Here is a 13,899-nt window from a genome sequence, read left to right as displayed (position 1 = left end):
GAGCCGCTGGCGGCTCGCGGAGGCAGCGGTCGTGACCCTGCTCGGCGCACCGGATGAGAAGCTAGAAGGATGAGTGCTTCTCGCGATGCCGACGTGATCGCCCCGCTGAGCGACGATCCCCTGACGGATGCCGAGGTACGGCGACTGCGTGAGGACTTCCCGATCCTGCAGGTCGAGGTCAACGGACATCCGCTCTCGTACCTCGACTCGGGGGCCACATCGCAGCGCCCGTTCGCGGTGCTCGACGCGGAACGCACGTTCGTGACGACTCTCAATGCGGCCGTGCACCGTGGAGCCCACACGCTCGCAGCGGAGGCCACGGAGATCTTCGAGGATGCTCGCGCCACCGTCGCGCGATTCATCGGCGCCGATGAGGGCGAGGTCGTCTGGACCTCGAACGCCACCGAGGCGCTCAACCTCGTCGCCTATTCGATCTCCAACGCCTCCCTCGGTCGTGGGGGAGCGGCCGCCGAGCGCCTCCGGCTGCGCGAGGGTGACGAGATCGTCACGACCGAGATGGAGCACCACGCGAACCTGATCCCCTGGCAGGAGCTCGCAGCGCGCACCGGCGCGACCCTGCGGGTGATCCCGCTCGACGATGAGGGCGCGCTGCGTCTCGATGTCGCCGCCGAGCTGATCGGAGAGCGCACCAGGCTCGTCGCGTTCACCCACGTGTCGAACGTGCTCGGCGTCATCAACCCCGTCGAGCAGCTCGTCGCTCTGGCGCGGGCGGTCGACGCGTTCGTCGTGCTCGACGCCTGCCAGTCGGCGCCCCATCTGCCGCTCGACGTCCGCGAGCTCGATGTCGACTTCGCGGTGCTGTCCGGGCACAAGATGCTCGGACCCACCGGGATCGGTGCGCTCTACGGTCGCCGCGAGCTTCTCGAAGCCATGCCGCCGTTCCTCACCGGAGGTTCGATGATCACCACCGTGACCACGACCGAGGCCACGTACCTGCCACCACCCCAGCGCTTCGAGGCCGGCACCCAGAAGGTGTCGCAGGCGGTCGCGCTCGCCGCGGCGGTCGACTACCTGACCGCGGTGGGGATGCCGCGCATCGCCGCGCACGAGGCCGCCTTCGGGGCGCGTCTCGTCGACGGGCTCTCCGCCATCGACGGGGTGCGCGTGCTCGGCGCCGGCATTGACCTGCCGCGGGTGGGACTCGCGAGCTTCGACGTCGACGGCATCCACTCCCATGACCTCGGCCAGTTCCTCGACGACCGCGGCATCGCCGTGCGCGTCGGGCACCATTGCGCGCAGCCGCTGCATCGACGCCTCGGCGTCACCTCGTCGACCAGGGCGAGCACGTATCTGTACACGACCGATGCCGAGATCGATGCCGTGCTCGACGGTGTCCAGGGTGCCATCGACTTCTTCCGGAGGGGCGCATGAGCGACCTGCAGAACCTGTATCAGGAACTCATCCTCGACCACTCCCGCACCCCGCACGGGTTCGGGCTCCGCGGCGAGATCACGGCGCAGTCGCACCAGGTGAACCCGACCTGCGGTGATGAGGTCACCTTGCAGGTGCATCGCGCCGGAGACGGCAGTATCGAGGCGATCGCGTGGGAGGGGCACGGTTGCGCCATCTCGCAGGCATCCGCCTCGCTTCTCGCCGAGCTCGCCGAGGGACTGACCGTCGAGGAGCTGGAGATCCGCATCGCGGCTTTCCGCGAGGCGATGCGCTCGCGCGGCAAGATCGAGCCGGACGAGGAGCTTCTCGGTGATGTCGCAGCCCTCGGCGGCGTCTCGCGGTACGTGGCACGGGTGAAGTGCGCGATGCTGGCCTGGGTCGCCGTGGAGGACGCCCTGCACAAGGCATGAGGCGCAGGGCATGCGACCGGTGCCGTGAGGTGCAGGATGGAACCATGCCTCTTCTTCTGAATCCTCTCGGTGCAGACCGCTTCGACGACTGGCTCAGGGCGACACGCGAGCGTCTGATCGCTCTCCGGCAGGACTCGGGGATGTTCGTCGGCGACGATGCCGCCGCCCGCGTCGAGGAGTTCCTCGCCGAGCTGCTCGCGGAGGGGCATGAGACGCAGACCTCGCTGATCCTCGAGATCGAGGATGACGGGACGCGGCTGGGAAGCATCTGGCTCGCCGCGAACAACGGTGTCCTCTTCGTCGTGGATCTCTCCTTCGAGCTCGCGCCGACCGTCGAGCAGCGAGGTGCTGTGCTCGACGCGCTGCAGGCCCTCGCGCGCAAGCAGCAGGTCGATCGGATCAGTATGGGCGTCTACGCCTCCGACGACGAGAGCCGCGCGTTCGTCGAACGGGGCGGATTCGAGGTCGCCTCGATCCAGATGCTCCTCGAGCCGCTCCCGACGCGCGAGACGGACTCGCGCGTCGTCGTGAGGCCCATGACTGCAGAGCGCTTCACGAGTTTCGCCGCGGCATCCGAAGCGGCCTTCGCCGAGGACCTCGCCGCCTCCGGCCGGTACTCGGCTGAGGACGCGGCGGTCGAGTCCCACAGGCAGATGGAGCTGGAGCTGCCCGACGGTGTCGCGTCGGAGGGCCAGGAGCTGTTCACCGCCGAGGTCGACGACGTCGAGGTGGGGGTGCTCTGGATCGGCGTCCGCTCGCGCGGCGGACGTCCGCACGGGTTCATCCTCGACATCGAGATCGCCGACGACCAGCGGCGCAAGGGCTACGGCCGCGACGTCATGCACGCGGCCGAACGGGAGGCCGCACGGCTCGGAGCCGACTCCATCGGTCTGCACGTCTTCGGGTTCAACACCGGTGCGATCCGTCTCTACGAGAGCCTGGGGTATCGCCGCGTGGAAGAGCGCTTCCTCCTCGCCCTCTGATCGCGACACGCGGCGTCACCGAGGGAATAGCCCGATCCCGCAGGCGTTGGCCCGAACATGACAACTCTCGGAATCATCGGTGCAGGACACATCGGCAGCCAGGTCGCGCGAGTCGCGGTGGCGAACGGCTACGACGTCGTGATCGCGAACTCGCGCGGACCGGAGACGCTCGCAGATCTCGTCTCTGAGCTCGGGTCGCAGGCGAAGGCCGCCACTGCCGCGGATGCGGCGGAAGCGGGTGACGCGGTCGTCGTGACGGTGCCGCTCGGCAAGATCGACGCCCTCCCCGTCGAGCAGCTCGCCGGCAAGATCGTGCTCGACACCAACAACTACTACTTCGAGCGCGACGGCCACATCGAGGCGCTCGACAAGGGCGAGACGACGACGTCGGAGATGCTCCAGAAGCAGCTCCCGACGTCGAAGATCGCCAAGGCCTTCAATCACATCCTCGCTGCCGACATCACGACCGACGGAACCCCGGCCGGCACCGAGGGGCGCCGTGCGCTCGCGACCGCGGGTGACGACGCCGAGGCGGTCGCGTTCGTCACGCGCTTCTACGACGAGGCCGGTTTCGACACGGTCAACGTCGGTCCGCTCAGCGAGTCCTGGCGTGTCGAGCGCGATCGCCCCGCCTACGTCGTGAAGCAGACCGCCGAGGAGCTCGAAGCCAACCTCGCGATCGCGAACCGTCTGCCCTGAGCGAGGCGAAGGGGCGGGGCGGATGTTGCGGCATCTGCCCCGCCCCTTCTGTGGGTCGAGCGGCGCGAGGCCGTAACAAATACTCCCGTTGGGATACCAAAACTTGTCGGACCGGTGCGCGGGTGCGACAATCACGGTATGGCGGGGGTGGGGACTGCCGGCGAACTCGAGTCGGTGAGGGTGACGCGCATTCTGCGTGATGACATCATCCTTGGCCGCCGTGCGCCCGGATCCCGACTTGTCGAACGCGATATCGCGGCGGAGCTCAACGTGTCGCGACTGCCGGTGCGCGAGGCGATCCGCACGCTCGTCGGCGAGGGCGTGGTCGTCGCACGACCTCGCACCTGGGCTGTCGTGCGCGAGTTCACGCATCGAGACATCCAGGACTTCGGCGAGGTGCGAGAGGCGATCGAGACCCTCATCTTCGTGTTCGCCGCCGAGCGTCATGACGATGCGGGGATCGCGAGGCTGCAGGCGGCGTACGAACGCGAACTCGCGGCGTCGAAGGCGGGGAACGTCGAGGCCGCCCGCATCGCGGCGGGCGAGTTCCACGAGATCTCGGCGGAGCTGGCCGGCAACGAGATGCTCGGGGAGCTGATCGGCGTGTTCGTCACGCGCCTGCGGTGGCTGTTCGGGCAGCACGACGATCTGCTCGCCATGGCGGAAGAGCACCGTGTGATCCTCGAGGCGGTCGTCGCCCGCGATGTCGAGACGCTCCGTTGGCTGATCCCGCGTCACCTGGCGAGCGGTCAGGCGGCGGCGGAGCGGCGTCTCAGCAGCCGGACGAACTCGATCTGAGCGCAACAGCCTGAGCGCTCCGGCGCTTCCGGAGCGCGGCGGGCGAGACAGTGCGCTAGAACGGCACCGTCCGCGAGGATATATTGGCCCTACGGAAATCGTTCCGGAAAATCATCGTGTTCTGGGGAGCGGTATGAGGGGCCTCGCCGTCGTCACCGGGAGCCTGCTGTTGATCGGCGGGACGGTGCTCGTCGTGGCCGCGGATCAGCAGCGGGTCGACTCGCTCGCCGAGGCACGAGCCGCAGTCGCGCAGGCCGAGGAGCAGCTCGACGCCACTCGGGACGCGAATTACCTGCTCGCCGAGAAGCTGACGGCGCTGCGCACGGCGATCGCCGAGCAGGAGACGCAGCTCGCCGACACCACGGGGTTCCTCCCATGACGGGAGCGTCGTGATCCGGAGAGTCTTCTCGGTCACCATGGTCGCGGCGATCCTCCTCGCCGCCGGCGTGATCGGTCGCGCCGTCGCCCTCGATGAGGACAGAGCCGTCGCCATCGCCGAGCTGCAGACGCTGTCGCAGTCGACGCGCACCGCGCAGATGCGCACGGACCACCTCGAGGGGGCGATCGACCTCGCCGAGAGGGACACCGCAGCTCGCGCAGCGGTGCTCGAGGTGCGCTCCGCGTTCGTGGAGGAGGTCGCCGCGCTCAGTGCCGCGATGGCGGGCGCCGAGGGCAAGGTCGACACGGCAGCTCATCGGGCGTCCGTGCTGTCGGCCCAGCAGACCGTGCTCGCGGAGCGCAAGGATCCGGCCACGGTCGTGGCGGCGACCGCGACGGTCCATGCCCTCATCGACAGGGTCGGCGAGGACGTGACGACGTGGGAGGCAGCCCAGTACGCGGCTCCTGAGGGTCCGGCCTGGTCGTCGAGCGGGCCCGACGGCTACGCGAGAGTGCGCGCCGCGCTGGACGCTGTCGGGGGCGGCGGTGTCGGTCTCTACGAGTCGTCGTCGTGCGCGGGAGGAACGGCTCCGGCCTGCGCCAACAGCAACGGGTACATCAAATACCGGGCCGACATCTCGAACTGGAGCGCCGATCGACTGAGGTGGGCGATGGCGCACGAGCTCGCGCACATCTACCAGTTCCGGGTCTGGGGTTCCCTCACCTCGTCGGGCTCGTACCAGTCGATGTTCGGTGCGGATCCTGAGTTCCTCGCGAACTGCATGGCGGTCGTGCGCGGATTCCCCGGCGCGGTCGGCTGCAACGGCGACCAGCAGGCCTGGGCATCGGGGATCTGGGTCGGCGCGGTCCGCTGACTCAGCGGACCGGGGTGGTCGTGTCGACCGCCTCGCGCAGCGGGCGCCGCATCACGCGCCAGTATGCCGCCGGCGCGACGCGTACGAGCACGTCGACGAGTCGCGCCTCCCGACCGACCATGGTGCGCGCCCGACGTCGTTCGGTCGCCCTCACGATCTGCGCCGCGGCATCCGCGGGCTCGGTGTGGTACATCGCCGCCTGTGCCGCCGCCGCCCGTGCCGCCACCGCGGGGTCGATGGCTGCGGCATAGCGACCGTGCAGGATGATGCCCGTGCGCACGCCTGCCGGATAGATCGCGCCGACCGTCACCGCGGATCCCTCGAGTTCATGGCGGAGCGCCTCGGAGAACCCTCGCACGGCGTACTTGCTGAGCGCATAGGGAATGCGCCCGGCGGGAGCAGCCAGTGCATAGATGCTTGCGAGGTGCGTGATGTGCGCGGCGCGCTCTGCGCGGAGCGTCGGCAGCAGCGCCTTGGTGATGGACACCGTGCCCCAGAGGTTCACATCGGTCAGCCAGCGCATCTCCTCCATCGTCAGCTGGTCGAGGGTGCCGAGCATCGAGGAGCCGGCGCACGTGATCAGCGCGTTCACGTGAGGATGCGCTGAGGTGATCTCGCCCACCGCGGTGAAGACGGCCTCATCGTCGCGCAGATCGACGACGTGCGTGGTGACGTTCGTGCCCCGGAGCCCTGCGGCCACGGTGCTGAGAGCCTCCGCATTGTGATCGACCAGAGCCAGATGCACGCCGTCCGCGGCGAGGATCCGCGCGATCTCCGCGCCCATGCCGCTCGCGGCCCCGGTGATGACGGTGGTGCTTCCGGTGAGGGTGAGACGCTTCATTGCACTCCTCCTGGCGGCGTTCGGGAGTGCCGCAGGTCATAGAGCAGGCCGTGGCGACCCGATTCCGATCCATTCTGGCCCACTGCATCGGGGAGCGATACCGGTACGCTCGAAGAGAGGAGGTAGCGGTGGGACGAACTGCGGAGGCCATCGCCGAAGGCGTTGCGATCGCGACCGCTGCCGCGCGCCTCGCCGTGAAGAATCACATCCTCATCGGCACGATCGCCGAGAACGGCGTGTTCGACACCGACAAGTACGTCGCCGACGCGCGAGAAGCGCTGCGGGCGATGGCAGAGGAGTCCGAAGAGGTCGAACGCAACCTCGCCGAGCTGCGCAAGCGCGCTCGCGGTCGCCATTCCGACCCTTCCGGAACGCATGACTATCGCGACCGCGATGTGCGCAACCTCCGTCGCCGCGCGAAGCAGTCGCACGGCGTCGCGACCAAGCTGCGCGAGACGATGGAGAACGAGGCCGCGCTGCGCGCGATCGTCGAGGAGGCCCGAGAGGGTGCCTGGGCCGACGTGCGTCACAACCTCGATCGTCGGCTGCACGTCGAGGGCATGCGCCCCGATCAGGACCCCGACTACGAGCGGATGCGCGAGGCGAGGATGCAGGCGCTGCGCCTCGTGGACCTGCAGGCTCTGTCGTCTCTGCAGCGTGCGAAAGCCAAGCGCAAGAAGAAGCAGAGCGTCCCCGATGACGACGACTGACCCTGCTCGATTCGCATTCGGGTGTGGACTGTTATAGGCTGTTCCACGGCCCGCTGAGCGGTCCAGGAGCGCCCGTAGCTCAATGGATAGAGCATCTGACTACGGATCAGAAGGTTAGGGGTTCGAGTCCCTTCGGGCGCACATCAGCTGAAACCCCCGTCGCGAAAGCGGCGGGGGTTTTGCGTTTTCCAGACTCCGGCACCCGGATTCGCGAGCCTGCACGCATTCGCGCCAGGCGGTCATGAACCGCTCGAGCGTTCGCCTGCCCGTACTGCCGGAAAGCACTGTGCGGTGCGTGCCTTGTCGCACGCACCGCACAGTCTCACTGCTGTCGGTCTATCAGAGGACCGACGTGACCTGCGTCCGTCGGCGACGGATCAGAAGCAGCACGCCACCGCCGACGAGCAGCGACAGGCCGGTGATCACGACGCCGATGGCGACTTCACCACCGGTGACCGCGAGCGGCGTGCCGGGCGTCTCGACGACGACGATCGACGGGTCAGAGGTGAACGGGTCACCACCGGGGGTGCTGCCACCCGCCGTCGCCATGTTGCGGATGGTGCCGGCGTCCAGGTCGGCCTGCGTCACCGCGTACGTCGCGGTGCAGGTGACCTGCGCGCCAGGCGCCAGCAACGCAGCGTCCGCCGGGCAGGTGACCGCCGACAGTGTTCCGGTCCCCGTGAAGCCAGTCTCGTTCACGACGATGTCCGTGAGGGTGAGGTTGCCGGTGTTGGTCACCACGAACGAGTAGGTGATCGCCTGTCCCACCGTGGTCGCGCGGTCGATGCTCGACGTCTTCACCACGTTGAGTCCCGGGGCCGGAGCGCTCGGGACCGTGATCTCGGACTCCGGAGACACGGGGTCCGGACCGGTGGGCGGCGTGCCGGTCGCCGTGGCGGAGTTCGTCACAGTGGCCGCGTCGACGTCAGCCTGCACGACCGTGTAGGTCGCGGTGCAGGTGACCTGAGCGCCGGGCGCCAAGGAGGCCGCTGCTTCGGGACACACGATGGCACCCAGTTCGCCGGCGCCTGAGAACTCACCCTCGACGACGGAGACGTCCGTCAGGGTCACGTTCCCGGTGTTGGTCACGAGGAACGAGTATGTGACCTCCTGACCCAGCGCGATGTCGGCCTGCGCGGCCTCATCTGCGGACTTCACGACCGTGATGGCCGGCGTCGGCGGGATCTCGACCGTGACCTCGTCCGGCGGGGACACCGGCGGCGGGGTCAGCGGGTTCGGTGGGGTGCCGGTCCCGGTGGCCGCGTTCGTCACCGATCCTGCGTCCACGTCGGCCTGCGTGACGACATACGTCGCGGTGCAGGTGACCGATGCGCCCGGTGCCAGGGATGCAGCGCCGGCAGGGCAGGCGATCGCCGAGAGCTCACCGGTGCCGGAGAAGTCGGTTTCGGTGACGGCGACGTCGGTCAGGGTGACGTTTCCGGTGTTGGTGACCAGGAACGAGTAGGTGATCGTCTGGCCCGCGGCGGTGATCGTCGTGGGGTTCGCGGTCTTGTCGATCTCGAGGGCGGGCGCCGGCGGCACCTCGACCACGACCTCGTTCGACGGCGTCACGGGCGGCGGCGTCAGCGGGTTCGGCGGGGTGCCGGTCACAGAAGCCGTGTTGCTGATCTCTCCGGCATCCACGTCGGCCTGAGTCACGACGTATGTCGCGGTGCAGGTCACATCCGCGCCGGGTGCCAGGGCGCCGGCGCCAGCGGGGCACGTGATCGCCGAGAGCTCGCCGGTGCCGGAGAAGTCGGTCTCCGTGACGGTGACGTCGTTCAGCGTGACGTTTCCGGTGTTGGTGACCAGGAACGAATACGTGATCGTCTCGCCGGCCTCACTGATCGTCTCGACATCAGAGCTCTTGACGATCGACAGCGCGGGCGCCGGGTCGACCGAGGGAATGGTCACCTCCGAGGGAGGGGACACCGGCGGAGTGCCCTGCGGCGGGGTGCCGGTGGCGGTCGCGGTGTTCGTGATCGACCCCGTGTCCACGTCGGCCTGCGTCACCGTGTAGGTCGCGGTGCAGGTCACGGAGACGGCGGGTGCGAGGTTCGCGGCTCCTGCCGGGCAGACGATGGGCGACAGTTCACCGGTGCCGGTGAAGCCCGTGTCATCGACCTCGACGTCGGTCAGCGCGACGTTTCCGGTGTTGGTGACGACGAAGGAGTAGGTGACCTCCTGGCCGACCGTGAATTCTTCCTCAGAGGTCGGCGTGGCCGACTTCACGACACGGATCGCCGGTGCCTGCTCGTCGAAGACGACGGTGGACTCAGCGGGCGGGTTGAGGCCCGTGCTGGTGATGTTGTCAGGTCCGTTCGTGAACGAGCCTGCGACGGGCGCGGTGACGTTGACGGTGATCGTGCACGACGCCATTCCCGCGGTCAGGTTGCCGGATGCCGTGATCGACGTGCCACCTGTCGGTGCAGTCACCACGCCGGCAGGGCAAGTCGTCGCGGCGGCTCCATCGGCGATCGTGAGCCCGGCAGGCAGCGCGTCGGTGAGCGACCAGCCGTTCTTCGCCGCGAGGTCAGCGGTGTTCGTCACGGTGAGAGTGAGTGTCGACACCTCACCCGCGACGAGGGATGCGGGGCTGAACGCCTTGTCGAGCTGCGGGGTCACGTCGAGGATGCGGATGTTGTCGAAAGCCGCATCGTTGCCCTGCCCGGAGCCGTTCGCGTTCGTCATGCGGATGCCCAGCGTCGAACCGGTGAACAGCACAGAGCCGTTCGACGTGTAGGTGCCGACGTTGACGGCGCGCGCAGCGAGCGGTCCGACCGCGGGGGCCGTCACCGTCGAACCCGACGTGCAGGCGTTCAGCTGTCCACCGACGTTGGTCGCGGCGCCGCCTTGGTTGAGGAACGCGAACTGGTACAGAGGTGCGGACACCTGGCAGTTCACGGCGGCGGTGTCGACGCTGAATGTCAGGAAGCGTCCGGACGACTGAGCCAGCGGGATGTTGTTCACCGTCTGGAACTCGACGGCGTTCGCGCCAGGATCATTCTCCGTGAATGCTGCGATGGCGTCGTTCGCCGCCGGATTCGCCGCGCCGCTGTGCGCACCGAGCGCGTAGGCGAGCTGACGCAGATTCGCCGAGCTGTTGGGTGAGACGCAGTTGCCGAGCGACGTGTAGGGGATGTTGAAGTTGACGACCGCGCCGTTGCAGCCGGTCAGCCACCCCTGGGCGGCCGTGTAGGTCTGGCCCCCGGCTCCGGTGTAGGCATTCAGCAGCTGCGGAGCCGTGCCGGGGCCGTTCTCGAAGTTCTCCTGGAACACGACCGAGTTGGCCTGCGGCGTTCCCGGTGTGCCCGGTGCAGCCTGGGCCGCGGTCGCGACGCCGACGAGCGACGCGCTCGCAAGAGCCAGCAGTCCGAGAGCGGCGGCGACTGATCGCCCCAGCTGTCTCGGAGACGATGAGCGCGAGCGCGCTCGTGAATAGGTACGCATGTTTTCCCTCCCCGCCTGCCCGGAGTGGCAGGCCCTTTCGACCCAGGACGTCTCGTCGGCCACGCCGGTCGTCGGCGTGGAGGAGCGACTCGCGTCCGAGTCAGGCTGAGTATTTCAGCGTCCCCGGGTCTCAGCGGACCCACAGGAAGCAAAATCACCCTTCGGGAGAAAACCTCACCCCTGCCGCCGTCGGTCGGGTTCCGAGGCGCGTCAGCGGCCGAGTTCGAACAGCTGCTGCAGCTGCGAACGATTCGATACACCGAGCTTGCGATAGGCGGTGCGCAGGTGGGTCTTCACGGTGTTGACGCTGACGTGGTGATCGGCGGCGATCTCGGCGTTCGAGCGGCCGGACAGTGCGGCGCGCACGACCGCGCTCTCCCGTCTGGTCAGCGCATCGCTACCTGCGATCGCCGCGTTCTCGACGACGGCACCCAGACGGTCGGCGATCTCGCCCTCGCCGCGCTCTCGTACCAGTTCGGCGAGGCGTTCCCGCGTGCTGGCGGTGCCCAGCGCGAGGGCGGCATGGCACTGATTCCACACCGCCAGCGCTGCCGTGCGGCGCAGGAGAGCGTCTCGATGATCGACCGCGTCCGTCTCGGCGGCGATGAGCAGAGCGGGGATGAGAACTCGTGGGTGCGCGCTGGATGCGTGCAACAGCGGCGCGATGATCGTTCGAGCATCGCTGGCGTGGTTGAGCTTCAGCATCCGAAGCGCGTGAAGCGTCGCCCCTGTCTGCCGCACCACGTTGGAGTCGAGGTTCACGTGGACATCGCCGAGCGCCTTGGCTGCCCTGTCCGGCTGGTGCAGGATCTGCAGGAGCAGGTATCGCGTGATGGTCGTGTACTCGGCATTCAGCGGGATATCCGCGTACTCCGGTGGCAGCCCCCCGACGAAGGCATCGAACTCGGAGAGAAGCGCCTGTGCATCACCCGGGTCATCCGGCATCAGGAAGGCGCGGAGCGCGAAGTACGGACCCCAGAAGTCCATGGAAAGGCGGATGTCGATGCCGGACAGGACGACTCGGGCGGCATCCGGTTCGAGGCGTTCGGTATGCAATATCGCATCGGCGAGACGCGCCGGAGTGGTCGCGTCGCTCGCCCACCATGCATCGTTCGGGACCGGGGGGAGCTTCGCGAGCCATTCCCGGGCTTGCTGGCCCCGACCGTGAAGCGCATGGATGAGGGAGGCCGCGCCGATCGCGCGGGCGTCGACCATGTGGTTGCCGACCGATACCGCCCAATCGTGGCTCTGGATGAACTGGCCGAGCGCGTCGTCGAAGCGGCTGACCAGCAGGAAGGTGACTCCCCAGTGGTAGTGGAACTCGGGCAGCGCGTTCGCGAACGTCGGGATCACCTCCACCGGCATGCTGCGCAGCGTCGACACCGCGATGTCGGTGGCCGCGACGGCATCCCTGTGGCGACCCGCTCCCCGTGCCACGGCGATGCGTCCCGTCAGAGCCGCGAGTCGGTCGATCGGGGCTGCCCCCGGATCGTCGGTGATGATGTCGGGATAGGCGCGCCCCTCGGGCTGTCTGCCGAGCGTGCGGCGCAGGTACTGCTCGGCCAATCGGAGTCGGGAGTTCTGCGCCACCACCTGCGGCGGTAGCTCGGCGAGCACCGTGAGCAGGAGCTCGGGGAAGTCCTGCGAGAGTGCGCTCCATTCATCTCGGAGGAGCGCCAGGACGCGGTCCCACTCTTCGGCCTCTCGAGCCCGTGACAGCGATTCGACCAGATCGCTCTGTTCGGTCATCCGTTTCTGTCCTCCCCACAGAAAACCCTGCCCGTCGGTGCTGCACGGGATGGAGCAGCCGCAACGGTGCCTACCAGCCTATGAGGGCGCGACGTGACACGGGATCATCCGCGTTCGAATTTCGCACCCTGACCTGCAGTCGTTCGCGCAAGGACCGGACGCAGACGGGAGCGAAGACCTCCCAGCTCGATAGGCTCGTGCTCATGACGCTTCCCGAGCAGGCCCAGAACAATCGGGTGTGGCATGTGGTCGGCCTGGTGTGCGGCGTCCTGGCGATCGCGTCGCTGTTCGTGCTGCCTAGCGGCATCGTGGGGTACCTCGTCGCGATCGCGATCGCCGCAGCCGCTGCGCTGATCGGCCACGCCTCCGCGCGGCGTCACGGTGCATTCCGCGCCGCTGCGATCGTCGGGCTCGGCCTCGCGTATCTGGGGCTGATCGTGTCGGTCGGTCTGCTGGTGGTGCGGCTCACGCGCGTGTTCGCCGGCTGAGCGCCCTCACTCGAGCAGGCCCTCTGGAAAAAGCGGTGATCAGTCCCTGCGCCACATCTCGCCGAGGGTTGACGTGCGGGGGAGCAGGCGGGGCTCGAGAGTCACGTTGCGCGACGGCGCGCCGGGGTTGGCGATGCGCTCGAGCAGCAGGTCGGCCGCGACGGCACCCATCTCCTCGCCGGGTTGGCTCACCGTGCTGATCGGGATCGCGCTCTCGGACGCGAAGTGGTTGTTGTCATAGCCGGTGATGGCGATGTCTCCGGGCACCGAGAATCCGGGCACCTCGTTGAGGATCTGGATGAGTCCGATCGCCACGAGGTCGGATGCGGCCACGATGGCGTCGTAGGTGCCCGCTCCGCGCGCGAGGATCTGCCTTCCGGCATCCCGGCCATGCCGGATGTTCACGCCCCGTGTCTCGAGGATGTCGATCGATGCGTCCGGGTGCGCGGCGGTCGCCTGCTCGGCGCCCTCCCAACGCTGGTTGACGGCGGTGAGGAACCGCGGCCCTCCGACGAAGAGCAAGCGCCGGCGTCCGAGCGTGATCAGGTGCGAGGCGGCCAACGCCCCGCCGTGTCGTTCATCGACGGTGACGCCGGGGTAGGCGAGCGACGGCGACTCGAAGTTCGCCAGCACTGTCGGCGTGGTGCGGTTGTCGGGGTGCGGTGACTTCGCGAGCGCGGTGTCGAGCGGGGCGAGGATGATCCCGGCGACGCGCGAGCGGTCGAGGAGCTCGAGATTGTGGATCTCGCGATCGGGGTCTACGTCCGAGTTGACGATGAGGACATCCATCTTGTGTCGTCGCAGGGCGCGTTCGGCGCCTCGGGCGATGTCGACGAAGAACGAGTTCCCGAGGTCGGCGAGCACGAGGCCGACAGACGTGCTGTTGCCCGCAGCAAGCGACCGCGCGGCATCGTTGCGCACGAAGCCGAGCTCGGCAATCGATGAGAGCACCCTGCGCCGCGTCGCTTCGCGCACCTTCTCGGGGTTGTTCAGGGTGTTGGAGACCGTACCGAGGGCGACCCCTGCGTGGGCAGCCACGTCCGCCATGCTGGGCTTCGCGCGCCCTGACGGGGGAGTGTCGGTCACGTCATCCTCCTCGGCGTCG

Annotated in this window: 13 protein-coding genes and 1 tRNA gene; 10 read left to right on the top strand and 4 right to left on the bottom strand. The window is 68.4% G+C overall.

Annotated elements, in window-relative coordinates:
• Positions 1 to 69: 69 nt before the first annotated feature.
• The 7 genes from ACQ4LY_RS01910 to ACQ4LY_RS01880 all read left to right on the top strand — a co-directional run bounded on the left by ACQ4LY_RS01910 (position 70) and on the right by ACQ4LY_RS01880 (position 5,556).
• Positions 70 to 1,392: a SufS family cysteine desulfurase gene (locus ACQ4LY_RS01910; protein ID WP_431074310.1), complete on the top strand. Its 1,323-nt coding sequence runs from the start codon at positions 70 to 72 to the stop codon at positions 1,390 to 1,392.
• Positions 1,389 to 1,823 (top strand): Fe-S cluster assembly sulfur transfer protein SufU, encoded by a 435-nt coding sequence (sufU, locus tag ACQ4LY_RS01905; RefSeq protein WP_431074309.1) that lies wholly within the window; start codon positions 1,389 to 1,391, stop codon positions 1,821 to 1,823. Before ACQ4LY_RS01910 ends, sufU begins: the two co-directional genes overlap by 4 nt.
• A gap of 44 nt (positions 1,824 to 1,867) precedes the next feature.
• On the top strand, positions 1,868 to 2,806 hold the full coding sequence (locus ACQ4LY_RS01900) for a GNAT family N-acetyltransferase (RefSeq protein WP_431074308.1): 939 nt from the start codon (positions 1,868 to 1,870) through the stop codon (positions 2,804 to 2,806).
• A gap of 57 nt (positions 2,807 to 2,863) precedes the next feature.
• Positions 2,864 to 3,505, top strand: coding sequence for an NADPH-dependent F420 reductase (locus tag ACQ4LY_RS01895; RefSeq protein ID WP_431074307.1), 642 nt, complete (start codon positions 2,864 to 2,866; stop codon positions 3,503 to 3,505).
• A 180-nt stretch (positions 3,506 to 3,685) separates the two neighbouring features.
• Positions 3,686 to 4,303: a GntR family transcriptional regulator gene (locus ACQ4LY_RS01890; protein WP_431074306.1), complete on the top strand. Its 618-nt coding sequence runs from the start codon at positions 3,686 to 3,688 to the stop codon at positions 4,301 to 4,303.
• A 133-nt stretch (positions 4,304 to 4,436) separates the two neighbouring features.
• On the top strand, positions 4,437 to 4,682 hold the full coding sequence (locus tag ACQ4LY_RS01885) for a hypothetical protein (RefSeq protein ID WP_431074305.1): 246 nt from the start codon (positions 4,437 to 4,439) through the stop codon (positions 4,680 to 4,682).
• A gap of 10 nt (positions 4,683 to 4,692) precedes the next feature.
• Positions 4,693 to 5,556: a hypothetical protein gene (locus ACQ4LY_RS01880; RefSeq protein ID WP_431074304.1), complete on the top strand. Its 864-nt coding sequence runs from the start codon at positions 4,693 to 4,695 to the stop codon at positions 5,554 to 5,556.
• 1 nt (position 5,557) lies between these two features.
• Here the strand turns inward: ACQ4LY_RS01880 and ACQ4LY_RS01875 are convergent, their stop codons facing one another.
• Positions 5,558 to 6,397 (bottom strand): SDR family NAD(P)-dependent oxidoreductase, encoded by an 840-nt coding sequence (locus ACQ4LY_RS01875; protein WP_431074303.1) that lies wholly within the window; start codon positions 6,395 to 6,397, stop codon positions 5,558 to 5,560.
• Positions 6,398 to 6,525: 128 nt separating this feature from the next.
• Between ACQ4LY_RS01875 and ACQ4LY_RS01870 the strand changes: the two genes are divergently transcribed.
• Both ACQ4LY_RS01870 and ACQ4LY_RS01865 read left to right on the top strand, forming a co-directional pair.
• Entirely contained in the window at positions 6,526 to 7,107 is a 582-nt protein-coding gene (locus tag ACQ4LY_RS01870) for an asparagine synthase (RefSeq protein ID WP_431074302.1), read from the top strand.
• A gap of 68 nt (positions 7,108 to 7,175) precedes the next feature.
• Positions 7,176 to 7,248 (top strand) — tRNA-Arg (locus ACQ4LY_RS01865).
• A gap of 198 nt (positions 7,249 to 7,446) precedes the next feature.
• On the opposite strand, the gene ACQ4LY_RS01860 is transcribed toward ACQ4LY_RS01865, so the two are convergent.
• Positions 7,447 to 10,557 (bottom strand): DUF7507 domain-containing protein, encoded by a 3,111-nt coding sequence (locus ACQ4LY_RS01860; protein WP_431074301.1) that lies wholly within the window; start codon positions 10,555 to 10,557, stop codon positions 7,447 to 7,449.
• A 210-nt stretch (positions 10,558 to 10,767) separates the two neighbouring features.
• Positions 10,768 to 12,306 (bottom strand): helix-turn-helix transcriptional regulator, encoded by a 1,539-nt coding sequence (locus ACQ4LY_RS01855; RefSeq protein ID WP_431074300.1) that lies wholly within the window; start codon positions 12,304 to 12,306, stop codon positions 10,768 to 10,770.
• 203 nt (positions 12,307 to 12,509) lie between these two features.
• On the opposite strand from ACQ4LY_RS01855, the gene ACQ4LY_RS01850 reads away from it, so the two are divergent.
• Positions 12,510 to 12,794 (top strand): hypothetical protein, encoded by a 285-nt coding sequence (locus tag ACQ4LY_RS01850; RefSeq protein ID WP_431074299.1) that lies wholly within the window; start codon positions 12,510 to 12,512, stop codon positions 12,792 to 12,794.
• Positions 12,795 to 12,833: 39 nt separating this feature from the next.
• Here the strand turns inward: ACQ4LY_RS01850 and ACQ4LY_RS01845 are convergent, their stop codons facing one another.
• On the bottom strand, positions 12,834 to 13,880 hold the full coding sequence (locus tag ACQ4LY_RS01845; RefSeq protein ID WP_431074298.1) for a LacI family DNA-binding transcriptional regulator: 1,047 nt from the start codon (positions 13,878 to 13,880) through the stop codon (positions 12,834 to 12,836).
• Positions 13,881 to 13,899 lie beyond the last annotated feature (19 nt).

The sequence above is a fragment of the Microbacterium phyllosphaerae genome (assembly GCF_050628115.1).
GTDB lineage: Bacteria > Actinomycetota > Actinomycetes > Actinomycetales > Microbacteriaceae > Microbacterium > Microbacterium phyllosphaerae_A.
Note: the sequence above shows the minus strand (reverse complement) of the source record. Positions and strands in the feature narration are given on the sequence as shown.